This window comes from Halobaculum marinum (assembly GCF_029338555.1).
Classification (GTDB): domain Archaea; phylum Halobacteriota; class Halobacteria; order Halobacteriales; family Haloferacaceae; genus Halobaculum; species Halobaculum marinum.
Genome location: NZ_CP119989.1, coordinates 764,904 through 784,398, shown reverse-complemented (window position 1 = coordinate 784,398; position 19,495 = coordinate 764,904). Strand labels below are relative to the sequence as shown.

Below are 19,495 nucleotides of genomic sequence, written 5' to 3'. Positions count from 1 at the left end.
ATGTCGGACGAGTCACGTTACCAACTGTGAACGAGCGCGTACTGGTCGTGGAAGACTCCGCTTACCAGCGGGCGCGCATCCGCGAGTGTCTCGAACCGACGTTCGACGTCGTCGCCGAGGCGGCCGACGGCGAGACGGCGGTCGAGCGCTTCCGCGAACACGACCCCGACGCGGTGACGATGGACTTCGCGCTCCCGGTACAAGACGGGCCGGCGGCGACCGCCGAGATCAAAGCGATCGACCCGAGCGCGGTGGTGGTGTTCTGTTCGTGCGTCACCCAACAGGCGCAACTCAAGCGCGCGGTCCGCGCCGGCGCCGACGACTACGTCCACAAGCCGTTCGACGACGGAGACCTCGCGAGCACGCTCCGCGGGTCGCTCGCGCCGCCGACCGCCGAGGCGGAGCAGGCCGACTCCACGTCCGACCCCGAAATCGACTGACCGACGGGGAGACCCCGGTCGGCGCGGACCTGGATGGAGGTGCCACCGACCGCGACGGCGAGACCGACGACCCCTTGAAGCAGCGCGTCGCCCGTCCCGCATGGACAGTCGTCTCCCCTCCGACCTCCGCGACGGCGTCCGGGACACCCTCCCGTTGCTCCTCGGGATCGTTCCGTTCGCGCTCGTCGCCGGCGTCGCCGGCGTCGAGGCCGGGCTCACCCCGCTGCAGACGGTGGGGCTCTCGGTCGTCGTGTTCGCCGGCGCCTCCCAGTTGGCGGCCATCGAGCTACTCGGCGACGACGCGGCGCTGGGCGTCGTCGTGCTCACGGTCGTCGTGATCAACCTCCGGATGCTGATGTACTCCGCCTCCATCGCGCCGTACTTCCGGCACCTCTCGACCCGAGTGCGCGCCGGCTGTGCGTACGTGCTCACCGACCAGGCGTACGCCCTGGCGCTGGCACGGTACGCCGGCGACGGGGCCGACGCCGACCTCGACGCCGACGGCGGCACCCGCCGCCCGTACTACTACCTCGGCGTCGCAGTGACGCTGTGGGTCGTCTGGCAGGCCGGGACGGTCACGGGCGTCGTGTTCGGCGCCGCGGTGCCCGAGAGCTGGCAACTCGGCTTCGCCGTCCCGCTGGTGTTTCTCGCACTGCTCGTGCCGGCGGTGTCGGACGGTGCGAGCCTGGTGGCCGCCGTCACCGGCGCCGGCGTCGCCGTCCTCGGCGCGGGCCTCCCGTTCAACGCCGGGCTGATCCTCGGGGCAGTCGTCGGCGTCGGTGGCGGCCTGCTCGCCGAGCGTCGCGGCCTCACCGACCGTGGATCGGGCGCCGAGGAGGGCCACCGATGACGACGACGTACGGGCCGCTGTCGATCTGGGCGGTGATCGTCGCCGGCGGACTCGCCACGTTCGCGATTCGCCTCTCGTTCATCCACCTGTTCGGCCGGGTCGACGAGGTGCCGCCGTGGCTCGAACGCGCGCTCGTGTACGTCCCCGCGGCGGTGTTGGCCGCGCTGGTCGCGCCGAGTTTCGCGCCCGCGTCGGCGACGGTCTCGGCGGTGCTCACGCCCGAACTGCTCGGCGGCCTCGCCGCCGTGCTGGCGGCGTGGTACACCGAAGACGTGCTGTGGACGGTCGCCGCCGGGATGGCGGGCCTCCATCTCGCGCGGTTCCTGTTGTAGTTACTCGGCGTCGTTGCCGTCGGCGGTCGAGGGCGGCGCGGCGGTCGCGCGACGCTCCTGTGCGGCGGCGATGCGTTCGTGAGCGCGGACGAATCGGTACAGCAGCCACAGCAACAGGCCGAGGAACGCGAAGTAGACGACTGCGAGCAGTTGGCTGGCGATCAGAATCGCGTAGAGGGCGGCGACCACGAACAACACGAGCACGATGGCGCCGGTGTTGGTCCGGATCGCCTCTCGGAGGGACGGTGGGGACTCGGTCGACATGCGTCCGGCTCACGGACGCGGTGTGTCAAAAAGGTGCGAGTTCGTTCGTGGACGGCGCGAGGGGGCGCCGCGGCGCTGGTCGAGTGGGCGCGAAAGAAGTGTGGTCGGTCGTGGGCGGGCGAAGACGGTTGTGGGCGGCTCGGCCCGAGGACCTCGCCGCCGTGCTACCGAGACCTCGCTCCGCTCGGTCTCGCGTTAGTCGTCTGCGGGCGCGACGCCGGAGTCGCCCGCGGAGACGCCCGTGCCCGGCCCGATGTCGATGCCGAGTTCGTCGAGGCGCTCGTCGGGGACGACGCCGTCGACCCAGCCGCGAACCTCGTAGTACTCCTCCTTCATCTCGGGGAGCTCACAGTACTCGCCCTCGGAGGCGCCCTGCCCGCGGATGCCGTCCTCGAGGAAGCGCGCCGGCAGCGAGTCGTCCGAGCCGTCGAAGCCGACGAGGTTGTTGTAGTACCGCTCGAGCGTGTACACGCGCTCGCCGGCCTCCAGCAGCTCCTCCTCGGTCACGTCGAGGCCGGTCATGCCGTTGTACTGCATGACGTACTCCTCGATGCCCTCCGCGAACGCGTTGAACTTGCAGATGTCGAACGAGTCCGAGATGGCGTGCATGTCCTGGAAGGTGGCGGTCAGCTCACCCTTCCCCTCCCACGCGTACGGGTCGACCTTCTGCGGGAGGCCGAGAATCTCGGCGGACGGGGTGTACGCGCGCAGGTGGCACGCACCGCGGTTCGAGGTCGCGTACGCGATGCCCATGCCCTTCATGCAGCGCGGGTCGTACGCCGGGATCGTCTGGCCCTTGACGGCCAGCGAGTTGCCCTCGGCGTCGAAGCGCTCGACGAGGCCGTTGGAGCCCTCCGCGAGCGCGTCCGCCAGCTCGCCGTCGCGCTGGGCGATCTCGTCGATGAGGTCGATCATGCGCTCGGAGTCGCCCCAGTCGAGCTGCTCGTCGACGTCGTCGAGCTTGCCCTCCTCGGACATCTCCATCGCCATCGCCATCATGTTCCCGACCTCGATGGTGTCGACACCCATGTCGTTACACCGCTCGATCATCACGGCGACCTCGTCGCGGTCGGTGTGGCCCGAGTTCGGGCCCAGTGCGTACGCCGACTCGTACTCGTACGACTCGGTGCGGACGTTCATCTCCTCGCCTTTGTGCATCACCGACACCTCGACCTCCTTCTTACAGGCGACCGGGCAGGAGTGACACGTCGGCTCGTCCACGAGGATGTTCTCGCGGACGTTCTCGCCGGAGACGCGCTCGGCGTCGATGTCGACGCCCTCGGTGTCGCGGTACGCGGACGTGGACGTGTACTTCCCGTTCTTCACCGGGAGGCCGTCCATCTCCTCGGTCGCGTTCATCAGGACGTTCGTCCCGTACAGCGAGAGGCCGCCCTCGTTGGGCGCGGTCACGTCGGACTCCTGGATCACCTGCATCGCCTGCTGGTACCCCTCCTTGAACACGTCCGGCTTGGCCGGTTTCGGCATCCGCGTCCCGGACTTGACGACGACCGCCTTGAGGTTCTTCGACCCCATGACGGCGCCGGTGCCGCCGCGCCCGGAGGCGCGGTCGTCTTCGTTGACGATGCAGGCGTACTTCACGCCGTTCTCGCCGCCCGGCCCGATGGCCATCACGGAGACGTTCTTGCCGACGCTGCCGTCGACCTCCTCGCCGAGCGTGTCGATGGTGTCGTGGACGCCTTTGCCCGCCAGGTGGGAGGCGTCACGCAGTTCCACCTCGCCGTCCTCGACGTAGGCGTACACCGGTTCGTCGCTGGCGCCGTCGAACACGAGGCCGTCGAAGCCGGACCACTTGAGACGCGCACCGGACCAGCCGCCGTGGTGGCTGTCGGTGACGGTGCCCGTGAGCGGGGACTTCGTCACGACCGCGATCCGACCGCTCATCACGGTCTGGGTGCCCGTGAGCGGCCCGTTCATGAAGCAGAGTCGGTTCTCTGGACTCATCGGGTCGACGTCCGGTCCCGCGTCGAACACGTACTTCACGCCGAGGCCGCGGGCGCCGATGTACTTCTTCGCGTCTTCGTCGTCGATACCCGCATACGATACGTCGCCCGCCGAGAGGTCCACGTGTGCGACGTGGTCCTGGAAGCCGCCGAGGTCTGTCATGGTTAATCTACACTAGTTATATTGGACTGAAGTCTGTTAGCCGTTGCCACCGGTACGTAACCGCATTCGGTTTCGAGAATCGTCATCGAACCGAAACTGGTCGGCGGTGTTATCCGGGCGCAGTCCGGTGATACGACCCATGAACGACGACGGACGTCGACTAGCAGTTTTCGTCGCCGTCGCGGCGACAGTCGTCGTCGCCTCACTCGTGCCGGCACCGACCGGTCCCAGCGGAGAGCCCACCCCCGACATCGCGCCGCCCGGGAGCGATCTGATCGTCCACGCGGTCGGCTACGCCGCCGTCGCGTACGCGCTGGCGCGGGCGCTCCCCGAGCGCCTCCGTGGGGACGGCGCGCTCGGGCCGCTCGCGGGGGTGGTCGTCGCCACCGCCGCGCTCGGCGGTGCGGTCGAACTCGCACAGGGAGTCGTCCCCGGGCGCACCACCTCCCTCTTCGATGCCGTCGCCAACACGCTCGGAGCGCTCGTCGGCGCGCTGTGGTGGCGCCGGCGGCGGCGGCGGGACCGACGGGAGTGAGCGGCGAGCGCGACCGGCCAGCGTGAGTGACTCGCTCCTCAGTGACCCGCTCTTCAGCGACCCGTCGGAGCGCCGGCCGCACGACCGCGCTCGCGCACCGTCGCGGTCACGTCGGCGTTCAGCCGCGACCGCTCGAAGTAGACGTGGTCGAACTCACTGGACTCGTACTCGGCGTACAGGTCCAGCGGGAGGTCCTCGCCGTCGGCGGCGTCCGCGACCGTTTCGGCCAGCGGCGCGTCGTCGACGCGGACGACCAGGGTCTCCTCTTCTGCGTCGAACACGGCGTGTTCGGCGGCGACGCGCTCGCCATCGGGCGACCAGACCGCGACGGTGTCGGTCGCGACCGACTCGACGTCGTCGGGGGTGTCGAACTGTGCGACGACCTTCCCGTTGCCGTCGACCGTGACCGACGCGTCGGTGAGGTCGCGGTCGACGCGCTGCATCCGCCCTTCGACGGTCGGCGCGACCGTGCCACGGGCGTCGAGGTACTCGACGACCGCCGTCGCCAGCAGTACGTCCGTCTCTGCGATCCGCGGCTTGTCCGCGAGCGGGTAGCCGCTCCCGCCGTCGGCGATGAAGCTGTTGACGGCGACGTCGTACGTCGCCTCGGGGTCGACCGGTTCGCCGCCGACGCGCACGTCGCGGACCTGCTCGTCGACGCCCTCGTGTGGCACCCACTCGAAGCGGACGCCGCTGACCTGCTGGGATATCTCCTCGCCGAACGCCTGGCCGGTGTCGCTCTCCAGCGTGATCACCTGACTCGCGAGCGTCTCGACGAGTTCCTCGCCGGTCAACTCCACCGTGACGAGCGTGTTGGCGAACGGGAGCGTGTTGAACACGTCGCCGCCGGTGATCTGGCCGGGGCCGTACACCGCGTTCGAGCGGATGCCGCCGGCGTTGGTGATCGCCACGTCGGCGCCCGTCCGCTCGCGCATCGCGTCGGTGACGAGATTACCGTAAGTGCTCTCGCGGTGGTAGTTGGTCGCGAACCGAGCGTCAAGCGGCGTCTCCGTCTCGGCGATCACCGTGTCGAGTTTCGCCTCGCCGCGGTAGTCGTCGATGATCGCCGAGGCGTCCGGGTCTTTCGGGATCTCTTCGGTCACGGGGAGCAAGTCGCCCTCGAACCCGGTGACGGCGCCCGCGTCGGTGTCGACGTGGAGGTGGAGTTCGCCGAGGTAGTTCGCACGGGCTTCTCCCTCCGTGACGACCGTGCCGCTCGTCTCCGCCGGCGGGTAGACGATTTCGTCGTCGCCGGCGACGACCACGTCGATGGCGTCGTCGGTGTCGGCCTCGGCCAACGCCTCCGCGTCGGGGACGCCCGTGTGCGCGAGCGCGACGACCACGTCCACGTCCTCCTCGGCCCGCAAGCGCGCCGCTTCGGCGGGGCCGGTCTCGGTGTAGTCTTCGACCCGGAGCCCCTCGGCTTCGAAGTCGATGTTCGTCTTGCCGTACGTCGCCCCCTCGTCGATGAGGCCGATCAGGCCGACGCGGACGCCGCCGCGCGCGACGACCTCGAACGACTCGGTGCCCGCGAACGCCTCGCCGGTGTCGGCGTCGACGAGGTTCGTCGCCAGCCACGGGAACTGGGAGTCGTTCGTGACGCCGCCGCCGCTCTCGGCGTCGGTGATCGCGTCGAGTCCGTAGTCGAACTCGTGGTTGCCGATCACGTCGGCGTCCGATCCGACGAGGTTGAGCACGTCGACGGGACAGCGCCACTGCGAGAGCGGCCCCAGGGCGTGCGGCCCGACCTGATCGCCGCCACCGACGACGACGACCGGGCCGTCGGCGGCCGCCCGACGCTGCTCGATGAGCGTCACTAACCGCGGGAACGTCTTGTCCTCCGCCGCCGCGGTCTGGATGTCGTTGTACGACAACACCGTCAGTGTCGTGTCGGCGGCGGTCGACGACCCCTCGGCGGCCGTCGTCGACCCCGACACCAGCGATCCCCCCAGCACGAGGCCACCGGCTCGCAACACGTCGCGCCTCTCGAATCCGCGTTTCTGCGACATCATTTTTCGGCAGAAGCGGCAGATTTGAAAAACTATCTACATTGCTGAATGTACTCGTGGGTGGGTGTCGGGTGGCGTCACGATGCCGATCGAGCGCGGTCGAACGGCCGTCGATCGGTCGAGCGAAGGCGTTTTCCGCCGGACCCGCCCATCACCGCCAATGAGCAAGCCGAGCCCCGAGGCCCACGAGCGCGACCGGGGGATGGACGCGCACAACGCGGTGATGCGCGACATCCGGGCCGAGCGCGACGAGACGTACGACGCCCACGAGCCGACCCGCGTGTGGCTCGACGAGGACAACACGCCCGACGGCGTCAAGACCAGCCTCACGATCATCCTCAACACCGGCGGCTGCCGGTGGGCCCGCGCCGGCGGCTGTACCATGTGCGGCTACGTCGCCGAGTCCGTCGAGGGCGGCAGCGTCTCCCACGAGGCGCTGATGGACCAGATCGACGTGTGTCTGGAGCACGAGGCGGAGAACGCTGACGACCCCGCCGAGCAGATCAAGATCTACACCTCCGGCTCCTTCCTCGACGAGCGCGAAGTGCCCGCCGAGAGCCGGCAGGCCATCGCCGAGACGTTCGGCGACCGCGAGCGCATCGTCGTCGAGTCGCTCCCCGACTTCGTCTCCGCCGAGAAACTCTCGGAGTTCACCGACGAGGGACTGGAGACAGACGTGGCCGTCGGCCTGGAGACGGCGACCGACCGCGTCCGCCACGACTGCGTGAACAAGTACTTCGCCTTCTCGGACTTCGAAGACGCCTGCGCGGAGGCCGCCGACGCCGGCGCCGGCGTGAAGGCGTACCTCCTGATGAAGCCCCCGTTCCTCGCGGAGTCGGAGGCGCTCGAGGACATGGTGTCCTCTATCGAACGCTGTGCGGAGGTAGACAACTGCCACACGGTGTCGATGAACCCGTGCAACGTCCAGCGCTACACGATGGTCGACGAACTCCACTTCCGCGGGGGGTACCGCCCGCCGTGGCTGTGGTCGGTCGCCGCCGTCCTCGAACGGACCGCCGACGCCGACGCCATCGTCGTCTCCGACCCCGTCGGTGCCGGGTCCGACCGCGGCGCGCACAACTGCGGCGAGTGCGACGACCGCGTCCAGACCGCGATCAAGGACTTCGACCTCCGGCAGGACCCCTCGGTGTTCGAGCAGGTGTCCTGCGAGTGCGAGCGGACGTGGGAGTTGGTGCTCGACGAAGAGACCGCCTACAGTCAGCCGCTCACCCGCTGAGGCGGCGGGGGTCCGCCGGCGAGGCGGAGTCTCTCCCCGACGCCGTAGTCACTCCATATCGAGGTTGCTCCCGACGTCCCTGTCGCCGCACGTCTGTCCGCTCCGCCCCACGGCGACGGGGGCGTCCGGGACGGAGACGTTCCGGCGGTCGAGGCGCGACTCCGACAGCACGAACGGGTCGCCGGTCACGGCGACCACGGAGTCGACGAACTCGCCGTCGACGGAGGCGAGGTTCACGCCGTCGCGGTCGCCTCCTGACTGGTGGACGCACAACTCGCGGAAGGAGACGCCCGAGCGGTACGCCGCCTCGATGGCGGCCCCGTCGCTGGCGTCGCCGACGACCGTGATCGAGTCGCAGACGAACGGGCCCTCGCTGGTCGTCTCTCCTGCGGGACTTTTGATCCGGATCGCGTTGACGCCGTCAGTGTCGACCCGGATCAGACAGTTGCGGACGGTCGCCGCCCCCAACTCCGAGGCGAACGTGATCGCGCCGTCGCTGGAGGTGACCTCCAGCAGTTCGACGAAGCAGTCCTCGACGAGCACCGACCGGCCGCCGCGGAGGCGGATCCCGCGCATGTTCTCGCCCGCGCCGTCGGCGTCGTCACAGCGGACGTGCACGCCGCGGATCACCGCGTCGCCGTCGGGAGCGTTGACGCGGACGCCTGCGACACCGTTGTTCCGGTAGCTGCCGCCCACGACGCGAACGCTCCCGTGCGGCGGGTCTGCGTACAGCCCGTTGTCCGGGAAGCCGGCGATCTCACAGTCGAGGAACGAGAGGTCGCCGCGGTTGTCGTCGCCGACCTCGCAGCCGGTGACCTTCGTGTCCGCGGGTGCGCCGTCTGGGAGCCGGAGCCGACGGACCGTCCCCGACCCGGCCGAGCCAGTCACGTCGATCCGGAACAGGTCCTGGTCGACGTCGGCCTCGCCGCGGACGGTCACATCCTCGATCAAGACCGCGTCGCTGGCGCGCGCGAGCAGGGGACGCCCGCCGGTGTTCTCGGCGGAGAAGTCGAAGGTGATCCCCTTGCAGTAGGCGGCGTCGACCGGCGATCCCGCGCCGAAGCCGAACAGCACGTCGTCTTTGCCGTCTGCGGGGACCACCGTCGCGTTCTCGCCGACGAGGCCGATGCGGTCGACGCCCTCGGAGCCGTCGGCGACGACCGTCTCGTCGAGACGGTAGCGACCCTCCGGGAGGTAGAGGAGTCGCTCCGAGTCGACCGCCGAGCGGACGACGTCGTCGATCGGTTCTGTGCCGGTCGGGTCGGCGCCGACCGTCGTGAGGTCGACCGCGTCGTCGAACCCCCACTCTCGGGCGAGTCGCGTGGGGGCGTCGACCGGGGTCGTGGTCCCGCCGGTGTCGTCGGCGCCGTCGTCGGGTGGGTCGCGCCACGGCGGCACCGGGGTGGGGGCGCCGCCGCAGCCGGCCGTGGCGACGGCGACCGAGAGCGGTGCGAGTCGGCGGAGGAGCGAGCGACGTGTCGGGGGCACGGGTCGCGGGTGGGGCCGGATGGGGTTTGTTAGCCGGCGCGGTGTGCGCGTAAGCTCAGACTGACCCGAGTCGCCGGTGGTCCCGACTCGTCAGGAGAACAGGCTCGTGTCGGGCGGTGTGCGGGGGTGCGGGCTACTCCGCGAACGCGCGGAGCACGCCCTGTCCGTCGGTGCCGCCGATGTCGGGCAGCGTCGCGCGCTCGGGGTGGGGCATCATCACCGCGACCGTCTCGCGGGCGCCGAGGATGCCCGCGACGTTCGCCGTCGAGCCGTTGGGGTTCGCCTCGTCGGTCACGTTGCCGTCGGCGTCGCAGTAGCGGAAGAGGACGCGGTCCTCCGACTCCAGCGTCTCCAGTCGGTCCTCGCGGATCTCGAAGCGCCCCTCGCCGTGGGCGATGGGCACCTCGATCACGTCGCCCTCGTCGTAGGCGGCCGTCCACGGCGTGTCCGCGCGTTCGACGCGGAGGAACACGTGTTCACACTGGAACCGCGCCGACTTGTTCGTCGTGAACGCGCCTTCCGTCAGCCCCGTCTCACAGCCGATCTGGGCGCCGTTGCAGACGCCGAGCACCGGCGTCCCCGCCTCGGCGGCCTCGCGGACTTCGGCCATGATCGGTGTCCGGGCGGCCATCGCGCCGGCGCGGAGGTAGTCGCCGTAGGAGAAGCCGCCGGGGACGACGATACCGTCGGTGTCGGCCGGGAGGCCGTCCTCGTGCCAGACGCGCTCGGCCTCGATGCCGAGGTGCGCGAGCGCGGCGACGGCGTCGCGGTCGCAGTTCGAGCCACCGAACTGGATCACGGAGATCATTCGCGTTCCTCGACCGCCACCTCGTAGTCGTGGATGGTCGGGTTCGCGAGCAGGCGGTCGGCCATCTCGCTGGCGCGCTCGCGCGCCGCGTCGGCGTCGGCGGCGTCCAGATCGATCTCGAAGCGGTCTGCCGAGCGCAGGTCCTCGAGGTCGAAGCCGAGGCGCTCCAGCGCCTGCTGTGTCGTCTCGGCCTCCGGGTCGAGCACGCCGTGCTTCAGGCGGACCGTCACCGTGGCGGTGTAGCCGGTCATCGTCTGACCCTGCGAGGTCGTGCGCAAAATCCGTTTCGGGACGCGTGCGCTATGCACGTTCGTGGATGGCAGTCGTCGCGCGGAGCGACACCGGTTTACTCGCGCGTGAGGAAACGCGGGTATGGATACGGCCGACCGTCCGAATCCGAGGCGTTGGGACACCGAGATCGTCGTCGTCGGGGACGACGCGACCGGACTGGTCGCCCGTGTGACCTCGCTGCTGTTCGAGCGTGGGTGTAACATCGAGGACCTCGACCAGGACGTGCGCGACGGCGTGTTCCGGATGCGCCTGCACGCCGACACCGACGGGATGGTGTGCAAGCCCGAGACGCTGGAGGAGGACCTCACCGATCTGGGCGACGAACTCGGCGTCGACATCCGCGTCCGCCTCGCCGACGCCGACGCGGCGCGCAAGGCGGCGCTGTTGGTGACGAAAGAGGAGCACGCCCCGCGCGCGGTGCTGGAGGCGTGCGAGGACGGAACCCTCGACGCCGAGGTGCCGGTGATGATCGGCAACCACTCGACGCTCCGGTCGCTCGCCGAGGAGTACGACGTGCCGTTCGTCGACGTCGGCGACGAGAAGGGCTCCCACGACGAGCGCGAACTGCTGCGCGTCCTCGACGAGTACGACGTCGACTGTCTCGTGCTCGCGCGGTTCATGCGCATCCTCTCGCCGGAGGTCGTGTTCCGCTACGAGGGCCGCATCGTCAACGTCCACCCGTCGCTCTTACCGGCGTACCCCGGCGCGGAGGCGTACCGCCAGGCCGTCGAGGGCGGCGCGCGCGTCCACGGCGCGACCGCACATTACGTGACGACGGACCTCGACCAGGGGCCGATCATCGCCCAGCGGGCGTTCCGCGTCGACCCCGACGACGACCCCGACGACCTGAAGGCGCGCGGCCAACCGCTGGAGGCCGAAGCGCTCGTCGCCGGGTTGCAAGCGCACCTCGACGACGCGGTCGTCGTCCGGCGCGGGCGCACCCACTTCCGCGAGGGCGTCGACCCCGAGGCCTACGACCTCGGTGGCGTCGCCGCGTTCCCCGAGTGATCGACCGACGGGTCGTCGCCACCGTGTAGCGGGCGGGAGTCGTCGACTCGACACAGAGACCGATGTCGAGAGGGACAGGCGCGTCTGGAACCGCGACCGTCGGACCGCCGCCTCAGAGGTCGCGGACGGCGTCGACCGCGTCGGCGACGGCCGGCGCGTCGAACCAGTCGGTGTCGGTGTAGGCGTTCGTCCCCGCGGCGTACATGTCGGCGACGCGCTCCACCACGTCGGCGTCGAGCGCCGGCGGCTTCGCCGAGCACAGCGCCTTCCAGTCGGCGACGCCCTCCTCGTCGGCGCGCGCTTTCGCCTCCCCCACGGCGTCGACCCAGTCGGGCGCGACGCGCTTGTAGTGCTGGCGGACGACCTCCTTCGACACCTCCTGACCGTCGTACGCGAAGCGGTTCTCGTCGAACGTGCCGACCACGTCGGCGACGCGCACCTCGCCGTCTGCGTACACGCACTCGATCTTGCCGTCCTCGTGGACGAAGCCAGCCTCGGCGGCGCGCTCGGTGACGATGTCGTTCACCTCGCGTGCGACCTGGTTCAACTCCGGCAGCGGCGCGGCGCCGGCGATCCGTTCGGCTTCCTCGGCGTCGAGGTAGCGGTCCTGTTCCTCGTACTTCGTGGAGAACTCGACGCGCGGGGTCGGCAGGTCCACGGGTTCGTCGGGCCACTCGGCGCGGTCGATCCCCACGTCGCGCGGGTCGACCCGCGAGCGGAGACTGGACCCGACGGGGACGGTGTTGCGGAACACGATTTCGAGCGGGACGACGTAGCCCGCCGCCTCGCGCGCCTCGGCGTGGAAGGCGTCGTAGTCGTACGCGCCGTCGACGAACGGGAGGTCCGGCACCGTCGCGAGGTCGATGGCGAGTTCTCGCGGCGCCTCCTCGACCGCCGACAGCGGCTCCGCGTCGGGGCCGACCCCGCGGTAGTGCGTCGGGACGCCCGCCTCCTCCAGCAACTCGAAGTTGAACGCGCCCATCGTGCACAGAGACGCCCCCTTGCCTGGGATCGTGTCGGGCATCTTCCCCCAGTCGAAGACGGAGTAGTCGTCGGTGAAGGCGAACCGGCCGGCGCCGAGTCTCTCGTCGTCCGGCTCCGACTCGACGATGAACTCCTTGACGCTCGTCATGGTGGGGTGCGCGGGCGGGGAGGGGAAGAATCCTTCCACTCTCGTGCGCATCTCATCCCCGAACGACCCTCCGATGACCACGAACGTGGATACACCACGGCTCAGCGCTCGTCCGGCACGACCTTCCCGGGGTTGAGGGTGCCGCGGGGGTCGAGCGCCTGCTTGATCGCTCGCATCGCCCCGACCGCGGCCGCGCCGTGCTCCGGTTCGAGGTACTTCCGCTTCCCCGCGCCGATGCCGTGCTCGCCGGTCGCGGTGCCGCCCAGTTCGAGTGCGCGCTCCACCAACTCGCCGTAGGCCGCCTCCGCGCGTGCGACCTCCTCGGGGTCGTCCGGGTCGCGCAGGACGAAGTAGTGGAGGTTGCCGTCGCCGGCGTGGCCGAAACAGGGGACGAACAGGTCGTACTCGGCGGCGACGTCCTTCACCGCCCGGATCATCTCGGGGTACGAGCCGATGGGGACGGTCACGTCGCCCGGTTGGCCCATCTCGCGGTCGGGGTCGTACGCCTCCGCGGCGTAGGTGATGTCCTTGCGCGCCTGCCACAACTCGTCCATGCGTTCGCCGGAGGCCATCTCGAACTGCTCGACGTTGTGGGCCTCGAACACGGTGCGGCAGAACGCGATTTCGTCGTCGATGCCGTGGTTGGCGTGGAACTCGACGAACACCATCGGGCGCTCGGGGAGCGCGGCGTCGCTGTAGGCGTTCGCCAGCATCGCCGTCTCGGCGTCGAACAACTCGATCTTCGCCACGTCGACGCCGGCGGTGACCGCGTCGGAGATGGCCGCCGTCGCGTCGTCGAGCGTCGGGAAGACGGCGCGCCCGCCTTTGATCTGCTCGGGGCGACCCGCGAGTTCGAGCGTCGCGCGCGTGACGATGGCGAGGGTGCCCTCGCTGCCGACGATCAAGTCCTTCAGGTTGTAGCCGGCGGAGGTCTTGGCGGCCTTTGAGCCGACGGTCGTCACCGACCCGTCGGCGAGGACGACCTCCAGTTCCAAGAGCCAGTCGGCCACCTCGCCGTACTTCACCGTCCGCATCCCCGAGGCGTCGGTGGCGATCATCCCGCCGATAGTGGAGATGTCGCCCGACGAGGGGAGCGGCGGGAAGAACAGGCCGTGTCTCGCGACCGCCTCGTCCACGTCGGCGCCGATGGCGCCCGGCCCCACGTCGACCTGGAGGTCGTCGGGGCGGATCTCGTGGATCGCGTCCATCCGCGTCATGTCCATGCTGATGCCGGCGTGGAGCGGCGCGGCGTTCGACTCCAGTCCGGTGCCGGCGGCGTACGCCGTGACGGGGACGCCGCGCTCGTTCGCGGCGGCGACGACCGCCGCCACGTCCGCCGTCGACTCGGGGTAGACGACGGCGTCCGGCCGCACCGCGTCGGCCTCGTCGGTCCCCCAGTCGGTCGCGTGCTCGTCGCGGTCGGACGTCCCGAGGCTCACCTCCCCGACGAGGTCGAGGTCGGCGAGGAACGACACGTCGTGGTGGGGTCGGTCGTCGGTCTCGGGTGCCATTGTCTCACGTACGCGTCGGGAGCGCTATCAACGCTGTGGTGGCCGCTATCGCCTCGCTTTTCACGCCGCACCGATACCCTCGGACGATGACGCGATCGGCGGCCGACCTCGACCCCGACGACCTCGGTTTCGAGCACACGCCCGAGACCGACCAGTCGTTCGAGAACGCGCTGGCGAAGGCGCGCGACGGGGTCAGACTCACCGTCGACGACGCGGTCGAACTGTTCACCACCGGGAGCGACACGCCCGGCATCGACCGCGAGCGGAAGGAGGCGGTGCTGGAGGCGGCCGACCGGCGCCGCGCGGAGGTCGTCGGCGACGAGGTGACGTTCGTCGCCAACGTCAACAACAACGTCACGACGGCCTGCAACACGGGCTGTCTGTTCTGCAACTTCAAGGACACCGCCCACCAGTTCGAGGGCGACTCCGACGAGGGACACGCGGGGTTCACGAAGACGCCCGCCGAGTCGCGCGCGGTCGTCGAGGCCGCCGTCGAGCGCGGGGTGTACGAGGTGTGCTCGGTGTCTGGCCTGCATCCGGGCTTCGCGCTGAACGACGAGCACCACGAGATTCTCCGCGGCTACGACGACGCCGCCCGCGTGGTCAACTACAAACCGCCAGAGGCGTACGCGACCGACCCAGGCACCTACGTCGAGCAGATGGAGGCGATGAGCGTCGACGGCGTCCACCTCCACTCGATGACACCCGAGGAGGCGTACCACGCCCGCCGCGGCACCGACTGGAGCTACGAGCGGATCTACTCGGAGCTCGCGGCCGCCGGCCTCGACTCCGCGCCCGGAACCGCCGCAGAGATCCTCGTCGACGAGGTGCGCGACGTGATCTGTCCCGGCAAGATCGACTCGCAGGGGTGGGTCGACGCGATGGAGGGCGCGATGGCCGCCGGCCTCGACACCACCGCGACGATCATGTACGGCCACGTCGACAACGAGATGCACCGCGCGATGCACCTGAAGGAAGTCCGAGACCTCCAGGACCGCACCGGCGGCATCACGGAGTTCGTCCCCCTCTCGTTCGTCCACGAGCGCACGCCGCTGTACGAACACGGCGTCGTGTCCGGCGGCGCCAGCGACGCCGAGGACGAACTGATGATCGCCGTCTCCCGGCTGTTCCTCGACAATATCGAGAACGTCCAGACCTCGTGGGTGAAGTACGGCGACGCGAAGGCGCTGAAGACGCTGTCGTGCGGCGCGAACGACTTCATGGGCACCATCCTCTCCGAGGAGATAACCAAGCGCGCCGGGGGCTCGTTCGGCGAGTTCCGCTCGTTCGACGACTACGTCGACCTGATCACCTCGGTCGGTCGCGTCCCGGTCGAGCGCTCGACGGACTACCGCCAGCGCCGCCGGATCGACCCCGACGACGGCCCGCCGTTCGGCCCGACGCTCGGCCCGAAAGCGGACGGCACGCCGCTGTTGAGCGAGCGCGAACGGGCCGAGCGCGCCGGCGACGCGGCGACCGCCGACGACTGAGGAAGGCTCGTTCCGGCGACGATAGCCGACTGACCACGGCGGCGTCGAGGTCAGTCCGACTGCGACGACTGCCCGTCCGAGCCCCGGGTGGGACTGAAAGGGGCCGCGGCTCCGGACGAACCCCGACGACGGAAGCACGCGAGCGGAGCGAGCGCGCGCAGCGAGTCGCGGGAGTCCGGAGCCGCGGGGGCTTTCGCGGCCCTCGCTACGCTCGTCACGGCGGGAGCGCCACGAGCGAAAACTGCGTGTGAAGCGGTCGAACCGTCGATCAGTTCTTCCCGAACCGGATCCCGTCGTCGACCAGCCGATAGTTGCGCTCGCGGTCGATGCGCTCGGCGAGCCACTCCACCTCGTACACCTGCGCGGCCAACTCGATGTAGAGGTCGCGCCACGCGATGGCGTAGATGGGCGACTGCCCCCACGCGCGCAGTTCGGGGACGAACTCGTCGTAGATCTCCGCGCGCCCCTCGGCGTACTCGAGGAAGTCGACGGCGACCGACGCCGCCTCGGCCTCGTCCTCGGCGGCGGCGAAGCCGTCTTCGAGCGCCTGTCGGTAGCCGGTGACCGCGCGGCGGATGTCCTGTTCGGCGTTGCCGTCCTCCTCGGGGAGCGATTCGAGCACGCCGCGAGGGATGCCAAGGTCTACGTCCACGTCCATGTTTCCGCCTTCGGCGGGCGCCGGTAAAACGTTCCGTCGACGGCGACGTCCCGCGGTCGGTCACGCCCCGTCGAGGAACCGCGAGAAATCGACCGCGCAGGCGGCACACAGCAGCACCCGAATCTCGCCGTCGGGCGCGATGCCGTCGACGGCGGCGTACTCGTCGCCCGGCGCGATGTCGGCGCCGCAGCGGTCGCACTCGTGAGTACGTCGGAGCACCGGTCACCGCCTCCCCGTCGGAGTAGGTGTGCGCTCGGGCCCTGTCCCGGCGGCGAGCGGCCCCGCTTCGAGGTCGGACACGGTGGCAACCCCGCGCCGGCGCGGCTTAAGCGCCGGGGGCAGCCCAGGTGGAGCGTCGCCGTCGCGGCCGAACGTATATCCCCCCGGCCGCAGACCGCGGGGTATGCGCATGGAGCTCCGAGTGTGCGAGGGGTGCCTCGCCGGAGACCACGACGACCCCGCGAAGGCGGCGGTGTCGCAGGACATGGTGGCGTGTGCGGAGGTCGTCAGCGAGCACAAGGAGCTCGTCGGCCTCGACGCCGTGTACGTCACCAAACTCCGCGACGGGGACGGCGCCGACGGGGCGCTGCCGGCGATTGCCGCGAGCATCGAAGACGGCTGCGTCCGACTGGCCGACACCCAACTCGTCATGGAGGACGACGACGGCAACCTGTTGGTGTACGCGGAGGCCGCGGACGTGCTCCAGGTGCTCACGCGCAACGTCGACCAGATCGGTGCCCACACGACCGACGACGTGGGCGTCGACCTCGGCGAGGCGGCGCGCCGACTCGTCGACGAGTCGTGACTGACCGCGCCCTCCGCCCGGTCCGGGCGTGCTCGCCCGCCGGCGGCCACCCTCGACGATGACCCGGTACGCCGCCGTCGTCGCGGGCGGGCGCTCGACCCGCTTCGGCGACCGCGACAAGGCCGTCGCCGACGTCGCGGGCGTCCCGATGATCCGTCGCGTCGCCGACCGCCTCGTCGACGCCGTCGACCGCCTCGTGGTCAACGGCCGCGCGGACCAGCGTGCGGCTATCGAGGACGCGCTCACCGGGTACCCGCTGCCCGTCCGCTACGCGGAGGACCCGGACCCAGACGAGGGGCCGATGGCCGGGATCCGCACCGCCTGTCGCGGCGTCGAGGCGTGGGGCGGCCCCGACGCGCCGGCGTTCGTCGTCGCCTGCGACATGCCGTTCGTCGACCCGACGCTCGTGGAGGCGCTGTTCGAGCGACTCGACGAGGGGTACGACGCCGTCGTCCCCCGCGTCGACGACGAGTGGTTCCAGACGACGCAGGCGGTGTACCGCGCGGGACCGATGGCGGACGCCTGCGACGCCGCGCTCGACCGGGGCGACCGAAAGATCCTCGCGCCGCTGTTCGAACTCGAGTACGCCGTAGTCGGCGCCGACGACCTCGCGGCGCTGGGCGTCGACGACAGAACGTTCGAGAACTGCAACACCCGCGAAGAGGTCGCCGCCGCCGCCACGGCGTTCGAGTAGGGGCCAGTCTCCGACCCGGACTACGGTTCGATCACCTCCACGACCCGCCCTTCCCCCATCGCCGCGAGCACGACGCGGTCGAGTCGCTCGGCGCCGTCGGCGTCGAACGCCGCCGCGGCGATAGCGCGTCCGACTGACTCGTCGGCCTCGTCGTCGACCTTGTTGACGAGCGCGACGGCCTCGGCGTCCGCGGGAACGTCCTTCAGCCCGCCCGCGGGAGACGCAAGCACGCGACCGACCGTCTCGGCAGTCACCTCGTCGCCGACGTCGACGTTCGCGACCGCCGCGACACGTTCGGGCCGGTGGACGCGCTCGTCGGTCAGAGGCGCGCCGACGACGTGCGCCGAGGCGATGGGCACGACCGCGTCCGCAGACTGAGGGATCTGTGGCTCCCGGTCGGCAGGCGCTTTGAACTCCCGCATCCGTGCGCCGTCGGCCTTCACGAGCACCGGGCCGTCGTGGGCGGCGGCGAGGTCGTCGACGATGCCCGGGTCGTAGCCGAGGTAGCGGTCGTCGCGCTCGCGTTCCGGGACGAGCCCGAGGGGATAGTCGTCGGGGGAGGCGTCGGTGAGCGCCGGCACGGGGTCGGGGGTGACGGCGACGCGTGCGACGTGCTCGTCGAAGATGGGGATGCGGACCGTCGCGGTGACGACCGCGCGGTCGAGACGGGACGCGAGCGTGTAGAGGGTCGTCTTCTTGCCGCCGGCGCCGACGACGCAGACGAGGCCGTCGGTCGGGAGGGCGTCTTCAGGGGTCATGCGCGATCAGTTCGTCGCCGGCGCCGAGTAGCTTGCGTCGCGGGCGACCGACAGTGCCGCCCCGGCGACGCCGCCCGCGACGAACGGGACGCTGCGCACGAGTATCGCGGCGACCGCGACGAGCGCCTGTCCGCTCCAGTCGTCCACGACGAACCGGGACGCGAGGAGTCCCGCGGCGAACCCGACGACGGCGGCGACGGCGAACACGGCCGCGGTGCGAACGACGGCCTCGGGACTCGGCTCGCGCATCCCGGCGGCGTAGCCCGCGACGCCGGCGACGACCGCGCTCACGCCCGCGGTGAGGGCGCTGGCGGCGGTGAGCAGCCAGACCGTGTCGCCGGAGAGGTCGATCAGCAGCGGGACGAACGCTTGGACGGTGCCGACGACGGCGGCGACGGCGGCGGCCGCGAGCGCAAACAGGAGTTGTCGGCCGAGACCGCCAGCCGTGTCTGTGGTGGAGGGCATCGTCGGCGGATATCGGTGTCGGCTGACAAGTGTTGCGGTCGCGCCGGCTACTCGCCGGCGGCCGCCTCGGCGACCGCCGCCTCGACCGCGTCGGTGTCGGGGAACGTCAGCGGCTCCGTCGCCTTCCACGTGTACGTCACGGTGCCCGACGGGTCGACCACGAACACGGCGCGGTTCGCGATGCCCCGCATGATCCCCTCCTCGCGGCGCACGTCGAAGTCGGCGACGACGGCGTTGTTGAACCCCGAGACGAGCGGGTACTGGATGTCGTACTCGTCGATGAACGCCAGCAGCGACCACGGCGTGTCGGCGCTGACGCCGTACAGCGGCGCGTCCAGATCCGCGAGGTCGTCCTTCCAGTCGCGCAACTCACACAGCTCCTGCGTGCAGGTACGCGAGAACACGCCGGGGTAGAAGGCGAGGACGACCGGCCCCTCGGCGAGCGCGTCCGAGAGACTGAACTCGGCCACATCGTCGCTGGTGTAGGAGCCGCGGTCGGTGGTCGCGACCGCCTCGGGGGTCGCCATCGGTGCCGTCACCTCGGGAGCGTCGTCGCCTACGTCGAGCATACCCGTCCGTGGGTCTCGGAGTGCTAA

The 19,495-nt window shown here is 70.5% G+C and carries 22 protein-coding genes; 9 read left to right on the top strand and 13 right to left on the bottom strand.

What is annotated here, in order from left to right; all coding sequences use genetic code 11:
- Nucleotides 1-26 precede the first annotated feature (26 nt).
- From P0R32_RS04075 to P0R32_RS04065, 3 genes are all read left to right on the top strand, one after another.
- Entirely contained in the window at nucleotides 27-440 is a 414-nt protein-coding gene (locus P0R32_RS04075; RefSeq protein WP_276238676.1) for a response regulator, read from the top strand.
- 100 nt (nucleotides 441-540) lie between these two features.
- Nucleotides 541-1,290, top strand: a complete 750-nt coding sequence (locus P0R32_RS04070; protein WP_276238675.1) for an AzlC family ABC transporter permease — start codon at nucleotides 541-543, stop codon at nucleotides 1,288-1,290.
- Entirely contained in the window at nucleotides 1,287-1,622 is a 336-nt protein-coding gene (locus tag P0R32_RS04065) for an AzlD domain-containing protein (protein ID WP_276238674.1), read from the top strand. Before P0R32_RS04070 ends, P0R32_RS04065 begins: the two co-directional genes overlap by 4 nt.
- On the opposite strand, the gene P0R32_RS04060 is transcribed toward P0R32_RS04065, so the two are convergent.
- Nucleotides 1,623-1,886 carry a DUF8066 domain-containing protein gene (locus tag P0R32_RS04060; RefSeq protein WP_276238673.1) on the bottom strand — a complete coding sequence of 88 codons (264 nt, stop codon included), beginning with the start codon at nucleotides 1,884-1,886 and terminating at the stop codon, nucleotides 1,623-1,625.
- A 195-nt stretch (nucleotides 1,887-2,081) separates the two neighbouring features.
- Complete coding sequence (locus tag P0R32_RS04055) at nucleotides 2,082-4,010, bottom strand: aldehyde ferredoxin oxidoreductase family protein (RefSeq protein WP_276238672.1); 1,929 nt, start codon at nucleotides 4,008-4,010, stop codon at nucleotides 2,082-2,084.
- A gap of 139 nt (nucleotides 4,011-4,149) precedes the next feature.
- Between P0R32_RS04055 and P0R32_RS04050 the strand changes: the two genes are divergently transcribed.
- Nucleotides 4,150-4,545 carry a VanZ family protein gene (locus tag P0R32_RS04050; RefSeq protein WP_276238671.1) on the top strand — a complete coding sequence of 132 codons (396 nt, stop codon included), beginning with the start codon at nucleotides 4,150-4,152 and terminating at the stop codon, nucleotides 4,543-4,545.
- Between the two features lie 53 nt (nucleotides 4,546-4,598).
- Here the strand turns inward: P0R32_RS04050 and P0R32_RS04045 are convergent, their stop codons facing one another.
- Complete coding sequence (locus P0R32_RS04045) at nucleotides 4,599-6,557, bottom strand: bifunctional metallophosphatase/5'-nucleotidase (RefSeq protein ID WP_276238670.1); 1,959 nt, start codon at nucleotides 6,555-6,557, stop codon at nucleotides 4,599-4,601.
- A 157-nt stretch (nucleotides 6,558-6,714) separates the two neighbouring features.
- Here P0R32_RS04045 and P0R32_RS04040 point away from each other — a divergent pair, with 157 nt between their 5' ends.
- A complete protein-coding gene (locus P0R32_RS04040; RefSeq protein ID WP_276238669.1) occupies nucleotides 6,715-7,791 on the top strand; it encodes an archaeosine biosynthesis radical SAM protein RaSEA in 1,077 nt (358 codons plus the stop codon).
- A gap of 48 nt (nucleotides 7,792-7,839) precedes the next feature.
- Here the strand turns inward: P0R32_RS04040 and P0R32_RS04035 are convergent, their stop codons facing one another.
- From P0R32_RS04035 to purS, 3 genes are all read right to left on the bottom strand, one after another.
- Complete coding sequence (locus P0R32_RS04035; protein WP_276238668.1) at nucleotides 7,840-9,279, bottom strand: right-handed parallel beta-helix repeat-containing protein; 1,440 nt, start codon at nucleotides 9,277-9,279, stop codon at nucleotides 7,840-7,842.
- Between the two features lie 133 nt (nucleotides 9,280-9,412).
- Nucleotides 9,413-10,087: a phosphoribosylformylglycinamidine synthase I gene (purQ, locus tag P0R32_RS04030; protein ID WP_276238667.1), complete on the bottom strand. Its 675-nt coding sequence runs from the start codon at nucleotides 10,085-10,087 to the stop codon at nucleotides 9,413-9,415.
- Nucleotides 10,084-10,338 carry a phosphoribosylformylglycinamidine synthase subunit PurS gene (gene purS, locus P0R32_RS04025; protein WP_276238666.1) on the bottom strand — a complete coding sequence of 85 codons (255 nt, stop codon included), beginning with the start codon at nucleotides 10,336-10,338 and terminating at the stop codon, nucleotides 10,084-10,086. Before purS ends, purQ begins: the two co-directional genes overlap by 4 nt.
- Nucleotides 10,339-10,459: 121 nt before the next feature.
- Here purS and P0R32_RS04020 point away from each other — a divergent pair, with 121 nt between their 5' ends.
- Nucleotides 10,460-11,386: a formyltetrahydrofolate deformylase gene (locus P0R32_RS04020; protein ID WP_276238665.1), complete on the top strand. Its 927-nt coding sequence runs from the start codon at nucleotides 10,460-10,462 to the stop codon at nucleotides 11,384-11,386.
- Between the two features lie 112 nt (nucleotides 11,387-11,498).
- Here the strand turns inward: P0R32_RS04020 and P0R32_RS04015 are convergent, their stop codons facing one another.
- Both P0R32_RS04015 and P0R32_RS04010 read right to left on the bottom strand, forming a co-directional pair.
- Nucleotides 11,499-12,518 carry a phosphoribosylaminoimidazolesuccinocarboxamide synthase gene (locus P0R32_RS04015; protein ID WP_276238664.1) on the bottom strand — a complete coding sequence of 340 codons (1,020 nt, stop codon included), beginning with the start codon at nucleotides 12,516-12,518 and terminating at the stop codon, nucleotides 11,499-11,501.
- Nucleotides 12,519-12,619: 101 nt separating this feature from the next.
- A complete protein-coding gene (locus P0R32_RS04010) occupies nucleotides 12,620-14,029 on the bottom strand; it encodes an FAD-binding oxidoreductase (RefSeq protein ID WP_276238663.1) in 1,410 nt (469 codons plus the stop codon).
- An 86-nt stretch (nucleotides 14,030-14,115) separates the two neighbouring features.
- Here P0R32_RS04010 and cofH point away from each other — a divergent pair, with 86 nt between their 5' ends.
- On the top strand, nucleotides 14,116-15,519 hold the full coding sequence (cofH, locus tag P0R32_RS04005; protein WP_276238661.1) for a 7,8-didemethyl-8-hydroxy-5-deazariboflavin synthase subunit CofH: 1,404 nt from the start codon (nucleotides 14,116-14,118) through the stop codon (nucleotides 15,517-15,519).
- Nucleotides 15,520-15,787: 268 nt separating this feature from the next.
- Here the strand turns inward: cofH and P0R32_RS04000 are convergent, their stop codons facing one another.
- Both P0R32_RS04000 and P0R32_RS03995 read right to left on the bottom strand, forming a co-directional pair.
- Nucleotides 15,788-16,177 carry a DUF7971 family protein gene (locus tag P0R32_RS04000; RefSeq protein WP_276238659.1) on the bottom strand — a complete coding sequence of 130 codons (390 nt, stop codon included), beginning with the start codon at nucleotides 16,175-16,177 and terminating at the stop codon, nucleotides 15,788-15,790.
- 60 nt (nucleotides 16,178-16,237) lie between these two features.
- Nucleotides 16,238-16,396: a hypothetical protein gene (locus P0R32_RS03995; protein ID WP_276238657.1), complete on the bottom strand. Its 159-nt coding sequence runs from the start codon at nucleotides 16,394-16,396 to the stop codon at nucleotides 16,238-16,240.
- A gap of 184 nt (nucleotides 16,397-16,580) precedes the next feature.
- On the opposite strand from P0R32_RS03995, the gene P0R32_RS03990 reads away from it, so the two are divergent.
- Nucleotides 16,581-16,982: a hypothetical protein gene (locus P0R32_RS03990; RefSeq protein WP_276238655.1), complete on the top strand. Its 402-nt coding sequence runs from the start codon at nucleotides 16,581-16,583 to the stop codon at nucleotides 16,980-16,982.
- Between the two features lie 58 nt (nucleotides 16,983-17,040).
- The gene (mobA, locus tag P0R32_RS03985; protein ID WP_276238654.1) at nucleotides 17,041-17,676 is read left to right on the top strand and encodes a molybdenum cofactor guanylyltransferase; all 636 of its coding nucleotides are present in this window, start codon (nucleotides 17,041-17,043) and stop codon (nucleotides 17,674-17,676) included.
- Between the two features lie 20 nt (nucleotides 17,677-17,696).
- Here mobA and yqeC read toward each other — a convergent pair whose 3' ends face one another.
- The 3 genes from yqeC to P0R32_RS03970 are packed head-to-tail and all read right to left on the bottom strand — an operon-like array spanning nucleotide 17,697 to nucleotide 19,468.
- Nucleotides 17,697-18,434: a selenium cofactor biosynthesis protein YqeC gene (yqeC, locus tag P0R32_RS03980; RefSeq protein ID WP_276238653.1), complete on the bottom strand. Its 738-nt coding sequence runs from the start codon at nucleotides 18,432-18,434 to the stop codon at nucleotides 17,697-17,699.
- 6 nt (nucleotides 18,435-18,440) lie between these two features.
- Nucleotides 18,441-18,899: a hypothetical protein gene (locus P0R32_RS03975; protein WP_276238652.1), complete on the bottom strand. Its 459-nt coding sequence runs from the start codon at nucleotides 18,897-18,899 to the stop codon at nucleotides 18,441-18,443.
- 47 nt (nucleotides 18,900-18,946) lie between these two features.
- Entirely contained in the window at nucleotides 18,947-19,468 is a 522-nt protein-coding gene (locus tag P0R32_RS03970) for a redoxin domain-containing protein (RefSeq protein ID WP_276238651.1), read from the bottom strand.
- Nucleotides 19,469-19,495: the final 27 nt, after the last annotated feature.